This is a genomic window from Actinacidiphila polyblastidii, from assembly GCF_036353415.1.
Taxonomy (GTDB): Bacteria; Actinomycetota; Actinomycetes; order Streptomycetales; family Streptomycetaceae; genus Actinacidiphila; species Actinacidiphila polyblastidii.
On record NZ_JAZEWV010000003.1, the window covers coordinates 301,164 to 313,891 of the forward strand.

Here is a 12,728-nt window from a genome sequence, read left to right on the forward strand (position 1 = left end):
ATGACCACCACCACGGCGACCGCCGATCCGCTGACCATCGGCGGCGCCGCCTTCACCTCCCGGCTGATCATGGGCACCGGCGGGGCGCCCAGCCTGGACGTGCTGGAGCAGGCGCTGCTGGCCTCCGGCACCGAGCTGACCACGGTCGCGATGCGCCGGCTCGACCCCGCGACGAAGGGGTCGGTGCTGTCGGTACTGGCCCGGCACGGCATCCGGGTGCTGCCCAACACCGCGGGCTGCTACACCGCGGGCGAGGCCGTGCTCACCGCCCGGCTGGCCCGGGAGGCGCTCGGCACCGACTGGGTGAAGCTGGAGGTGATCGCCGACGAGCGCACGCTGCTGCCCGACCCGGTCGAACTCCTCGACGCGGCCGAGACGCTCGTCGACGACGGCTTCACCGTGCTGCCGTACACCAACGACGATCCGGTGCTGGCGCGCAAGCTGGAGGACGTCGGGTGCGCGGCGATCATGCCGCTCGGCTCGCCGATCGGCTCCGGGCTCGGCATCCGCAACCCGCACAACTTCCGGCTGATCGTCGAGCGGGCCGCCGTCCCGGTGATCCTCGACGCGGGCGCGGGCACCGCGTCCGACGCGGCGCTGGCGATGGAGCTGGGGTGCGCCGCGGTCATGCTCGCGTCGGCGGTGACGCGGGCGCAGCGGCCGGTGGTGATGGCGGAGGGGATGCGGTGGGCTGTGCGGGCGGGGCGGCTCGCGTATCTCGCCGGGCGCATCCCGCGGCGGCACCATGCGGTGGCCTCTTCCCCCCTCGACGGCCTTGCCGGCCTGGACCCCGAACGCCCCGCCTTCTGACCCGGCCGGTGGTCCGGTCTGCGACGGCAGCAGCCCCCTCGGGCCGGTGGCCCTCCACCGGCCGCGCCGTGGCTCCTCGCGCGGTTCCCCGCGCCCCTCAAAAACCCCGGGCCGCGCCCGGACGGCGGTGGGCGTCGCGCCGCACCAGGGACGCGGGGAACCGCGCGAGCAGCCGGCCGCCGGCCGGTACCGGCCGGTGGTCCGGGCACGACCGCAACAGCCCCACCGGGCCGGTGTCGACGCACAGCCCTCGCCGCACCTGGCCGCGCCGTTCCCCGCGCCCCCGAAACCCAGGCTGCGCCCGGACCCCGCCGGGCGTCGCGCCGCACCAGGGGCGCGGCGAACCGCGCGAGCAACCGGCCACCGGCCGGGGGTCCGGGGGCGACCGCCACCGGGCCGGTGGCGAACCGCGGGCCGGGCGGTTACCCGCGGCGCGCGACAAACGGGTGGCGCCCGAGCGTCCCGCGGGCGCTGGAGAACGGGCCGGCGCGGGGCGTCCGGGGGACGTGGGGGGACGTGGGGGGTGGCGGCGCCGGAGGCGTCAGGTCACGGAAATGTTCCGGAACGCCACGAGTGCGGCACAAGCGGGCGCGTAAAGCCATTCGGCGCAACACGGGCTCGTAGAATCGGGCGTCGTGGACACCACCGTGCAGGACCCGCTCGTCGGCCGGACGCTCGACGGCCGCTACCGGGTCGAGGGACGCATCGCGGTCGGCGGGATGGCGACGGTCTACCGGGCCGTCGACACCCGCCTGGACCGCGTGCTCGCGCTGAAGGTGATGCATCCCGCACTGGCAGCCGACACCGGCTTCGTCGACCGCTTCATCCGCGAGGCGAAGGCGGTCGCCCGCCTCGCGCACCCGAACGTGGTCGGGGTGTTCGACCAGGGCACCGACGGCCGCTACGTGTACCTGGCGATGGAGTACGTGGCCGGCTGCACGCTGCGCGACGTACTGCGCGAGCGCGGTGCGCTGCCGCCGCGCGCGGCGCTGGACATCCTGGAGCCGGTGCTGGCGGCGCTCGGCGCCGCGCACCGCGCGGGCCTGGTGCACCGCGACATGAAGCCGGAGAACGTCCTCATGGGGGACGACGGCGCGGTGAAGGTCGCCGACTTCGGCCTGGTCAGGGCGGTCGACACGCAGACCAGCGTGAACACCGGCGCGCTGCTCGGCACCGTCTCCTACCTCGCGCCCGAGCAGATCGGCCGCGGCGTCGTCGACCAGCGCACCGACGTGTACGCGTGCGGCGTGGTGCTCTACGAGATGCTGACCGGCAGCAAGCCGTACGACGGCGACACCCCGATGAAGGTGATCTTCCAGCACCTCAACGAGGACGTGCCGGCGCCGTCCGCGGCGGTGCCCGCGCTCCCCGCGGAGCTGGACGCGCTGGTGGCGCGGTCCGCCGCGCGCGACCCGCAGGCCCGCCCGGCGGACGCCGCGCAGCTGCTCGCCGAGGTGCGCGCGGTGCGCGCCGCGCTCACTCCCGACCGGCTGGACGGCCGGCCCACGGCCACCGCCCCCGGCGTCCGCGCCGGCACGGCCGGCGTCCGCGTCGGCCCGGAGGACGCGACCAGCGTCGTGCCGCTGCCCCCGCCGCCCGCCACCGCCGGGCCGCCGGACGAGCTGCACCGCACCGCCCGGCTGATGCTGCCCTCGCCGACCGTCGACGAGGACCCGCACGCCCCCGCGGCGCACGGGGTGCGGCGCAGCCGCCGGGGCCCGCTCGCGGTGCTGCTGGTGCTGCTCGCGCTGCTCGGCGTCGGCGCGGGCGTCTGGTACGTCGCCGACGGCCGGTTCACCACCGTGCCCGGCGTGCTCGCACTGCCGCAGCCCGACGCGCAGCGGAAGCTCTCCTCGGCCGGGCTGGACGCGCGGGTCCGGCAGGACTTCTCGCTGAACGTGCCGCGCGGCAGCGTGATCTCCACCGACCCGGCGCCCGGCAGGCGCATCCGCTCCGACAGCACGGTCACCCTGGTCGTCTCCAGGGGCCCGCAGGTGATCGCGGTGCCGCGGGTCGAGGGCCGGGCGCTCGCCGACGCGCAGCGCGCGGTGCGGGCCGCGGGGCTGACCCCCGGCGCGGTCACCCGGACGTTCAGCGGCGACGTGCCGAGGGGCGCGGTCGTCTCCACCGAGCCGGCGTCCGGCGTGCGCCGCTCCCCGGGCACCCCGGTGACCTTCACCGTCTCGCGCGGCGCCCCGGTGGACGTGCCGGACGTGGTCGGCGACAGCGTGACCGACGCCCAGCAGGCGTTGCAGGACGCCGGGCTGAAGGTGGTCCTCGCGCCGGACAAGGTCTTCTCCGACGACGCCGACAAGGACAGCGTCGCCCTCCAGTCGCCGGGTGGGGACACCCAGGCAGGCGCCGGCGAGACGGTGACCCTCACGGTGTCCAAGGGCCCGCAGCTGCTCGACGTGCCGAACGTGAAGGGCATGAGCGAGGGCGACGCGAAGCAGACCCTGCGGGACGCGGGCTTCGACGTGCGGGTGATCGACCTCTTCTTCGGCGACACCGTGTTCAGCCAGTCGCCGGGCGGCGGCCAGGCCGCCAAGGGGTCGACGATCACGCTCTGGGTGCGCTGAGCCGGTGCCGCAGCCCGTCCCCGCGGCGCAGCCTGTTCCGGCCGCGCAGCCTGTTCCGGCGGCGCAGCCCGTTCCCGGGGCGCCGCGCCCGCCGCGCAACCCGGTCGGCAGCCATGTGCCGGTGGCGGGCGGCCTGGCCGCCAAGGGCCTGGCGTACGCGGCACGGATCGGCGCGGAGGCGGTGCAGGTCTTCGTGGCGAACCCGCGCGGCTGGGCGACCGGTCCCGGCAGCCCGGCGCAGGACGAGGAGTTCAGGGCGGTCTGCGCCGAGCGGGGCGTTCCCGCGTACGTCCACGCGCCGTATCTGATCAACTTCGGCTCGCACACCGCGGCGACGGTCGACCTGTCGGTGGCGTCCCTGCGGCACTCGCTGCGGCGCGGGCGGCAGATCGGCGCGCGCGGGGTGGTGGTGCACACCGGCTCGGCGACCGGCGGCCGCAGCCGGGAGACGGCGCTCGCGCAGGTCAGGGAGCGGCTGCGGCCGCTGCTCGCGGAGCTGACCCACGACGACGACCCGTGGCTGCTGCTGGAGCCGACGGCGGGACAGGGCTTCTCGCTGTGCTCGCTGGCGGAGGATCTCGGCCCCTACCTGGACGCGCTCGACCGGCATCCGCGGGTGGGCGTCTGCCTGGACACCTGCCATGCCTTCGCCGCGGGCCACGACCTGGCGGCGGCGGACGGCGCGCGGCGGCTGCTCGACGAGCTGACGGCGGTGGCGGGCCCTGGCCGGCTGCGGCTGGTGCACGCCAACGACTCCACCGGGGGCTGCGGCTCCCGGCTGGACCGGCACGCGAACATCGGGGCGGGCCGGATCGGCGCCGACGCCTTCGCGGCCCTGCTGCGGCACCCGGCGACCGACGGCGTTCCCTTCGTCATCGAGACGCCGGGCGGCCCGGAGGGCGCCGCCGCCGACATCAGGCGGCTGCGGTCCCTGCGCCGCGCAGATCCGGACGGCAGGCCCTAGACCGGGTCCGCCGGGGCGCCGGGCGGCTCACAGTTCGGGGCCGTCGCCGGGCGCTTCCTGGTAGGTGTAGCGCTGCTCGGCCCAGGCGTCGCCGACGTTGTGGTAGCCGCGCTCCTCCCAGAAGCCGCGGCGGTCGGCGGTCATGTACTCCACGCCCCGGACCCATTTCGGGCCCTTCCAGGCGTAGAGCCGGGGGACCACCAGCCGCACCGGGAAGCCGTGTTCCGCGGTGAGCGGCTCACCGCCCTTGTGGGTGGCGAAGATCGACGTGTCGTCGAGGAAGTCCTCGATCCGCAGGTTCGAGGAGAAGCCGTACTCGGCCCAGACCATGACGTGGGTGACGTCGTCCGCGGGCGGCGCGAGCTTGACGACGGTGCCGGCGGAGACCCCGCCCCACTCCATGCCGAGCATGGAGAACTTGGTGACGCAGTGGAAGTCCGCGACGACCGTGTCGTACGGCAGCGAGGAGAACTCCTCGTGGTTCCAGCAGGTCTTGTCCCCGTCGGCGGTCGCGCCGAACACCCGGAACTCCCACCGGTCGGACTTGAACCGCGGCACCGGGCCGTAGTGCGTGACCGGCCAGCCCCGCTGGAGCCGCTGCCCCGGGGGCAGCTCTCCCCCGCGACGCTCGACCTGACCCATGCCTCCATGGTGACAGACCGGGCACCGTGCTCCCGACCAGGGCATCGCGGAGCGCTCCACGGAACGTGAATCTCCGCTTACTGGATCGAGCCGACGGCCGGTGCGAGGATGCGGGCGACAGTGGGTGCCGCAGGCCCCGGCCCCGGCGGGCCGGGGGCCACAACGGGAAGGACGGCGTTGCCATGCAGGGCGACCCCGAGGTCATCGAGTTCCTCAACGAACAGCTGACCGCCGAGCTGACCGCGATCAACCAGTACTTCCTGCACGCCAAGATGCAGGAGAACTTCGGCTGGCCGAAGCTCGCGAAGTACACCCGGTCCGAGTCCTTCGACGAGATGCGGCACGCGGAGCTGATCACCGACCGGATCCTGCTGCTCGAAGGGCTGCCGAACTACCAGCGGCTCTTCCACGTGCGGGTCGGCCAGACCGTCACGGAGATGTTCCAGGCCGACCGGCAGGTCGAGGTCGAGGCGATCGACCGGCTGCGCCGCGGCGTGGAGGTGATGCGCGCCAAGAGCGACATCACCTCGGCGCGGCTGTTCGAGTCGATCCTGGAGGACGAGGAGCACCACATCGACTACCTCGACACCCAGCTGGAGCTGATCGAGAAGCTCGGCGAGCCGCTGTACATCGCGCAGCTGGTGGAGCAGCCCGGCTCGGAGGACTGAAGGCCGGTCAGGCCGCGCGGACGCCCGGCAGGGCGGGCAGCGCCGGGACCTGCGGCAGCGCCGGCACCGCGGGCGCCTCGGGCAGCGCGGCGGGGGCGATCACGGCGGGTGCGCCGGACGGGACGGCCTCGGCGCCCGCGCGCTCCAGCCGGGTGGCGGTGGAGCGGTTGTCGCCGCGGCCGAGCAGCGCCTGGATGCGCTTGACGCAGGAACCGCAGTCGGTGCCCGCCTTGCAGGCGGACGCGATCTGCCGCGGGGTGCAGCGGCCGCTGTCCGAGTGCTGCTTGACCTGCTGCTCGGTGATGCCGAAGCAGGAGCAGACGTACACGCGGTCACCGCCGATCCAGGACTCTGAGGAGCTGAGGTAACCCTTACCTTACCTGCCGCTCCGGACGCGGAGAAGCAGCGAGGGGCGCGGATCGGTGTGATCCGCGCCCCTTCGCCGTACGTGCGGTGTCCGCCGTGGCGGCCGCCGCTACTGCCCGCGGTACATCTCGGCGACCAGGAAGGCCAGGTCCAGCGACTGGCTGCGGTTGAGCCGCGGGTCGCAGGCCGTCTCGTAGCGCTGGTGCAGGTCGTCGACGAAGATCTCGTCGCCGCCGCCGACGCACTCGGTGACGTCGTCGCCGGTCAGCTCGACGTGGATGCCGCCGGGGTGGGTGCCGAGCCCGTGGTGGACCTCGAAGAAGCCCTTGACCTCGTCGAGCACGTCGTCGAAGCGCCGCGTCTTGTGGCCGGAGGCCGCCTCGAAGGTGTTGCCGTGCATCGGGTCGCACACCCACGCCACCTGGGCGCCGGAGGCGGTGACCTTCTCCACCAGCGTCGGCAGCTTGTCGCGGACCTTGTCCGCGCCCATCCGCACGATGAAGGTCAGCCGGCCGGGCTCGCGGTCCGGGTCGAGGCGGTCGATGTACGTCAGCGCCTCCTCCGGGCTGGTGCCGGGGCCCAGCTTCACGCCGATCGGGTTGCTGATCCGGGACGCGAACTCGATGTGCGCGCCGTCCAGCTGCCGGGTGCGCTCGCCGATCCACACCATGTGGCCGGAGACGTCGTACAGCTGCCCGGTCCTGGAGTCGGTGCGGGTGAGCGCCGTCTCGTAGTCGAGCAGCAGCGCCTCGTGGGAGGCGTAGAACTCCACCGTGCGGAACTCGGCGGGGTCGGTGCCGCACGCGGCCATGAAGTTCAGCGCGTTGTCGATCTCGCGGGCGAGCGCCTCGTAGCGCTGGCCGGACGGCGAGGACTTCACGAAGTCCTGGTTCCAGGCGTGCACCTGGCGCAGGTCGGCGTAGCCGCCGGTGGTGAAGGCGCGCACCAGGTTCAGCGTGGAGGCGGAGGCGTTGTACATCCGCTTGAGCCGCTGCGGGTCGGGGATGCGGGCCTCGGGGGTGAAGTCGAAGCCGTTCACCGAGTCGCCGCGGTAGGTCGGCAGGGTCACGCCGTCGCGGGTCTCGGTCGGCTTGGAGCGCGGCTTGCTGTACTGCCCGGCGATCCGGCCGACCTTGACCACCGGCACCGACGCGGCGTAGGTGAGCACCGCTCCCATCTGGAGCAGCGTCTTCAGCTTGTTGCGGATCTGGTCGGCGCCGATCGCGTCGAACGCCTCGGCGCAGTCGCCGCCCTGCAGCAGGAACGCCTCGCCCTTGGCCACCGCGGCCAGCCGGGCACGCAGCTGGTCGCACTCCCCCGCGAACACGAGCGGCGGATACGAGGCGAGGTCGGCGATCACGTCGCGCAGAGCCTCGGGGTCGGGCCACTCGGGCTGCTGCGCCGCGGGAAGGGAGTGCCAGGTGTTGCCACCGGCCTGGAGATCTGCGTTCACGGTCACGCCACCACCCTACGGGGTCGCCCGGCCCCCTTCTGTGTGCGCCCAGAGGGTGAGACATACGCGACGCGCCTGGCCGATCGTCAGAACCGATGGGGCTGCTGCTAGCGTCTGCGCCTTCGGAGGCGATCACCGTCCGAGGGGTCGCCAGGGGAGGGTGCGCTCCCGGGCGTACCGGAAAGCCGGGGTCTCAGCCGTGTCACGCAGCAGGCATCGCAGACGCAAGTCCCTCATCGCGTACGGAGCGGGCGCCGCCGTGCTGGCCACGCTGGCCACCTACGGCACGCTCGCCATCGCCTCGCCGTCCGACGGCGGCGACGACGCCAAGGCGACGGGTCCGTCCGCGCTGCAGGCCGACTTCGCCTCCGCCGCGCAGGAGTTCAAGGTCCCGCAGAGCGTCCTGATGGCGGTCTCCTACCGCCAGACCCGGTGGGACGCACACGCCGGGCAGCCCAGCACCACCGGCAACTACAACGTGATGGGGCTCACCCAGGTCCGCGCGCAGGACCTGGAGCAGCCGACCGACGCCGAGCGGCTGTCGGAGATGAACCTCAGCGGCGACCCGGCGGTCTCCCGCCACTTCGACGCCGCCCGCGCACTGAAGTCAGACCCGGCGCGGGTGAACCCCGCCGACCCGCGGCTGCACACCCTGGACGACGCGGCGAAGCTGATCGGCGCGTCCACCGGGGAGCTGCGCACCGACAGCAGGCAGAGCGTCCGGGGGGCCGCCGCTCTGCTCGCGCAGTGGGAGAAGGAGGCGTATGGCTCGCTGCCCGCGGACGCCGGCCGCTGGTACCCGGCGGTCGCCCGGTACAGCCAGTCGCCCGACGCGGGCGCGGCCGACCGGTTCGCGCAGCGCGTCTTCACCTCGATCGACACCGGCGAGAGCCGGGTCACCGACGACGGCCAGCAGGTCGTGCTCGCCGCGGACCCGTCGGTGCACCCGGTCAAGGTCGGGAAGAAGGCGCTGACGGTCAAGCCCGCGGACGCCGGCACCGCCGCCGTCGCCGCGGACTGCCCGTCGACGCTGAGCTGCGCCTGGGTGCCCGCCGCGTTCAAGCGGAACAGCACCCCGGCGACCGACGACGACTTCGGCAACTACAACCCGGCGAGCCGGGTCGCCGGGCCGCCGTCGGCCGGCACCGAGGACATCCGCTACATCGTCATCCACGACATGGAGGGCACCTACGAGGGGTCCATCCAGGAGTTCCAGAACTCGACGGTGTACGCCAGCGCCCACTACCTGGTCGCCGACGACGGCCGCGTCACGCAGATGGTCCAGAACAAGGACGAGGCGTGGCACGCGGCGAACAAGACCGTCAACATGCACTCCATCGGCGTGGAGCACGAGGGCTACGCGATGAAGGCGGGCTCCTGGTACACCGAGCAGGAGTACGACACCTCCGCGACGCTGGTGAAGTACCTCGCCGCCAAGTTCCACGTGCCGGTGGACCGGCAGCACATCCTCGGCCACGACGAGGTGCCGGGCGTCACCGACAGCCTGGTCGCCTCCCAGCACTGGGACCCGGGACCCTTCTGGGACTGGAACCACTACATGTCGCTGCTGGGCGTCCCGCAGGGTGACCAGGGCGCGGGCGGCGTGCTCAAGACCGGGCAGCTGGTCAGGATCGTGCCGCCGTTCACCACCGCCAACCAGCCGACGCTGACCAACGGCGGCGCGGCCTTCGCCGCGCACCCGGCGAACTTCGTCTACCTCTACGCCTCGGCCTCCACCTCCGGGACCAGGAACACCGACCCGTACCTGGGCAGCCCGCTGTGGAGCGACGGCGCCAACTGGGCGGACAAGGCGGTGGCCGGCAGCGAGTACGTGGTGGCCGGCACCTCGGGCAACGACTGGACGGCGATCTGGTACGCCGGCAAGAAGCTGTGGTTCTACAACCCCGGCGGCCAGTGGACGGCCCCGGTCGGCACCACCGGGCAGCAGGTGGTCACGCCCAAGGCCGGCGCGTCCACCATCCAGGTCTACGGCCGGGCGTACCCGGAGGACGCGGCCTACGCGCCCAAGGGCGTGGCGGTGCAGGTCCCGAACATCCAGAAGCTGTCGAAGTACAACACGCTGGCCGCGGGCCAGGCGTACGCGACGGCCGGGCCCGAGGCGGCCGGCGACTACTACTTCGCGGGCACCTACGCGGGCACGAAGCCGAACGACCGCACGCTGGTCCCCGGCACCGTGCAGTACTACCCGATCCAGTTCAACCACCGGATCGCCTGGGTGGCGGCCTCGGACGTGCAGCTCGTCACCAGCGCCGCGCCCGACCTGGGCGCGACCCGCAACGACCTGATGGTGCGCGACGCGTCCGGCACCCTGTGGCAGTACCAGGGCTCGGGCAGGAGCGCGACACCGTTCCTGTCCCGCTTCCGGGTGGGTCCCGGCTGGAACACCTACAACCAGGTGACCCGGATGTCGGTGCTCCGCGGCAACGGCACCGGTGACATGGTGGGCCGCGACGCGACCGGCACGCTCTGGTACTACACGGGCTCGGGCACCATAAACAAGCCGTTCACCGGACGCACCAAGGTCGGCACCGGCTGGAACCAGTACAACCTGCTGCTGGGCGGCGGCGACCTCAACGGCGACGGCAGGCCCGACCTGCTGGCCCGCGACTCCACCGGCGCGCTGTACTACCACCCCGGCGCCGGCACCTCGGCGCACCTGAGCGCGCGCACCAAGATCGGCACCGGCTGGAGCCAGTACAACGCGCTGGTCAGCCCCGGCGACCTGACCGGGGACGGCCGCGCGGACCTGCTGGCCCGGGACTCCTCGGGCACGCTGTGGCTCTACCGCGGCACCGGCAACCCCGCCGCGCCCTACCTGGCCCGCACCAAGGCCGGCACCGGCTGGCAGTCCTACACCAAGATCATCGGCGCGGGCGACATCACCGGCGACGGCAGGCCGGACATCCTGGCCCGCGACTCCGGCGGCACGCTCTACGTGCACCCGGGCACCGGCAGCGCGACCGCTCCCTACGGGGCGCGCACGGCCATAGGGTCCGGCTGGAACCAGTACAACCTCTTCAGCTGAGCGACCTGTTCGGCTGAGCGGCGATTGCGGTAGGGTCGGCGGCATGATCGCGCTGCCGGCCCTTCCGGCCGACCAGACCCCGCACCAGAACTGGTGGTGGACCGCTCCTCCGGCGGCCCGCTGACCCGCGCGTATCCACGCACCTCGCGAAGGCCGCCCCCAGGGGCGGCCTTCGGCGTTCTCACACCCCGGCCGCCCCTTCCCGCTCCCGACGGAAGGACCACCGCCGTGAACCCCACTCCCGCACAGCTCGTACGGCGCCTGCTCGCCCCCGGCTGCCCGCCGTTCGCCCTGCTGCACCGCACCACCCCCGGCCGCCCCGACGCGGTCGTGGAGGTGCTGCTCGGCCCGGTCGAGCACGCCGCGCGGCTCGCCGACATCCCGCTGCCGACCGGCGCCCCGGCGGGCGGCGACGCCGCCGTGGACGTGCTGGCGCTGGTGCCCTTCCGGCAGATCCGCGAGCGCGGCTTCGACGTCCGCGACGACGGCACTCCGCTGACCGTGCTGCGGCCGCAGGAGTCCTGCGCACTCCCGCTGGCCGACCTGCTCGCGGCGCTGCCGCAGGACGAGGTGCGGGTCGAGGGCGGCGCCTTCGACGTCTCCGACGAGGCGTACGCGGACACCGTCGGACGCGTCGTCGAGGACGAGATCGGCCGCGGCGAGGGCGCCAACTTCGTGATCCGCCGGACCTTCCGCGGCACCGTGCCCGGTTACGGCCCGCGGGCCGCGCTGGCGCTCTTCGCCCGGCTGCTGCGCGGCGAGCGCGGCGCCTACTGGACGTACGTGGTGCACACCCCGGAGCGGACCCTGGTCGGTGCGAGCCCGGAGGTCCATGTGCGGATGTCCGGCGGGACGGTGGTGATGAACCCGATCAGCGGCACCTACCGCTACCCCGGGCAGGGCCCCACCACGGAGGGCCTGCTGGCCTTCCTGCACGACCCGAAGGAGGTCGAGGAGCTGACCATGGTGGTCGACGAGGAGCTGAAGATGATGTCCGCCATCTGCTCGCTCGGCGGCGTCGTGGTCGGCCCCCGGCTCAAGGAGATGGCCCACCTCGCGCACACCGAGTACGAGCTGCGCGGCCGCAGCGCCCTCGACGTACGGGACGTGCTGCGCGAGACGCTGTTCGCCGCGACCGTCACCGGCTCACCGGTGCAGAACGCCTGCCGGGTGATCGAGCGGTACGAGGCCGGCGGCCGCGGCTACTACGCCGGCGCGCTGGCGCTGATCGGCCGCGACGCCGGCGGCGCCCAGACCCTCGACTCGCCGATCCTCATCCGCACCGCCGACATCTCGCCGGACGGCGAGCTGAAGGTGCCGGTCGGGGCGACGCTGGTGCGCCACTCCGACCCGCGCTCGGAGGTCGCCGAGACCCACGCGAAGGCGGCCGGCGTGCTGACCGCGCTCGGGGTGCGCCCGGCGCCGCCGCGGGCGCCCGGCGCAGGGCCGCGGCCACGGCTCGCGGACGACATCCGGGTGCGGGCCGCCCTGGACGCCCGGCGGGCCGGCCTGGCGCCCTTCTGGCTGCGGATGCAGACCTCGCCCGCGGAGGGGGTCGGCGGCGCGGACGCGGTCCCGCAGGCGGCGGCTCCAGGCGCCGGGCACGCGCTGGTGGTGGACGGCGAGGACACCTTCACCGCGATGCTCGCGCACGTGCTGCGCTCCTGCGGGCTGGCGGTGACCGTGCGCCGATACGACGAGCCGGGGCTGCGGGAGGCCGCGACGAGCCACCCCGGCCTGGTGGTGCTCGGCCCGGGGCCCGGCGACCCGTCGGACACCGCGGACCCCAAGATGCGCTTCCTGCGGGCGCTGGCCGCCGACCTGGTGACGGGCCACCGCCACGGCCTGCTCGGGGTCTGCCTCGGCCACGAGCTGATCGCCGCCGAGCTGGGCCTCGACCTGGTCCGCAAGGACGAGCCGTACCAGGGCGCCCAGCTGTCCGTCGACTTCTTCGGCCGCCGCGAGACGGTCGGCTTCTACAACTCCTTCACCGCGCGCTGCGACGACGCGACCGCCGAGGAGCTGGCGATGCACCGGGTCGAGTTGAGCCGCGACCCGGTGAGCGGCGACGTCCACGCGCTGCGCGGGCCCGGCTTCCAGGGCTTCCAGTTCCATCCGGAGTCCGTGCTGAGCCTGGACGGCGCCGCGCTGGTCGCGGAGGCGGCGCGGGCGCTGCGCACGACGGCGCCGCACTAGTGCT

At 73.9% G+C, this 12,728-nt stretch carries 9 protein-coding genes; 6 read left to right on the forward strand and 3 right to left on the reverse strand.

Annotation, left to right across the window (positions count from 1 at the left end):
• The 3 genes from V2S66_RS06435 to V2S66_RS06445 all read left to right on the forward strand — a co-directional run bounded on the left by V2S66_RS06435 (position 1) and on the right by V2S66_RS06445 (position 4,353).
• Positions 1–810 carry a thiazole synthase gene (locus V2S66_RS06435; RefSeq protein ID WP_330793503.1) on the forward strand — a complete coding sequence of 270 codons (810 nt, stop codon included), beginning with the start codon at positions 1–3 and terminating at the stop codon, positions 808–810.
• Between the two features lie 635 nt (positions 811–1,445).
• Positions 1,446–3,389: a Stk1 family PASTA domain-containing Ser/Thr kinase gene (gene pknB, locus V2S66_RS06440; RefSeq protein WP_330793504.1), complete on the forward strand. Its 1,944-nt coding sequence runs from the start codon at positions 1,446–1,448 to the stop codon at positions 3,387–3,389.
• 115 nt (positions 3,390–3,504) lie between these two features.
• Positions 3,505–4,353: a deoxyribonuclease IV gene (locus V2S66_RS06445; RefSeq protein WP_330793587.1), complete on the forward strand. Its 849-nt coding sequence runs from the start codon at positions 3,505–3,507 to the stop codon at positions 4,351–4,353.
• 27 nt (positions 4,354–4,380) lie between these two features.
• On the opposite strand, the gene V2S66_RS06450 is transcribed toward V2S66_RS06445, so the two are convergent.
• Complete coding sequence (locus V2S66_RS06450; RefSeq protein WP_330793505.1) at positions 4,381–4,995, reverse strand: sulfite oxidase-like oxidoreductase; 615 nt, start codon at positions 4,993–4,995, stop codon at positions 4,381–4,383.
• Between the two features lie 182 nt (positions 4,996–5,177).
• Between V2S66_RS06450 and bfr the strand changes: the two genes are divergently transcribed.
• A complete protein-coding gene (bfr, locus tag V2S66_RS06455; protein WP_330793506.1) occupies positions 5,178–5,663 on the forward strand; it encodes a bacterioferritin in 486 nt (161 codons plus the stop codon).
• A 7-nt stretch (positions 5,664–5,670) separates the two neighbouring features.
• Here the strand turns inward: bfr and V2S66_RS06460 are convergent, their stop codons facing one another.
• The gene (locus V2S66_RS06460; protein ID WP_330793507.1) at positions 5,671–5,991 is read right to left on the reverse strand and encodes a (2Fe-2S)-binding protein; all 321 of its coding nucleotides are present in this window, start codon (positions 5,989–5,991) and stop codon (positions 5,671–5,673) included.
• Between the two features lie 147 nt (positions 5,992–6,138).
• On the reverse strand, positions 6,139–7,488 hold the full coding sequence (locus tag V2S66_RS06465) for a class II 3-deoxy-7-phosphoheptulonate synthase (protein WP_330793508.1): 1,350 nt from the start codon (positions 7,486–7,488) through the stop codon (positions 6,139–6,141).
• 193 nt (positions 7,489–7,681) lie between these two features.
• Here V2S66_RS06465 and V2S66_RS06470 point away from each other — a divergent pair, with 193 nt between their 5' ends.
• Both V2S66_RS06470 and V2S66_RS06475 read left to right on the forward strand, forming a co-directional pair.
• Positions 7,682–10,528 carry an N-acetylmuramoyl-L-alanine amidase gene (locus tag V2S66_RS06470; RefSeq protein ID WP_330793509.1) on the forward strand — a complete coding sequence of 949 codons (2,847 nt, stop codon included), beginning with the start codon at positions 7,682–7,684 and terminating at the stop codon, positions 10,526–10,528.
• A 228-nt stretch (positions 10,529–10,756) separates the two neighbouring features.
• On the forward strand, positions 10,757–12,724 hold the full coding sequence (locus V2S66_RS06475) for an anthranilate synthase family protein (RefSeq protein WP_330793510.1): 1,968 nt from the start codon (positions 10,757–10,759) through the stop codon (positions 12,722–12,724).
• The last annotated feature ends 4 nt before the right edge of the window (positions 12,725–12,728 follow it).

Bases quoted from the DNA above. Each gene is read 5' to 3' on its own strand.
- V2S66_RS06435 (WP_330793503.1), top strand. From the start codon at position 1: ATGACCACCACCACGGCGACCGCCGATCCGCTGACCATCGGCGGCGCC.
- V2S66_RS06450 (WP_330793505.1), bottom strand. From the start codon at position 4,995: ATGGGTCAGGTCGAGCGTCGCGGGGGAGAGCTGCCCCCGGGGCAGCGG.
- bfr (WP_330793506.1), top strand. From the start codon at position 5,178: ATGCAGGGCGACCCCGAGGTCATCGAGTTCCTCAACGAACAGCTGACC.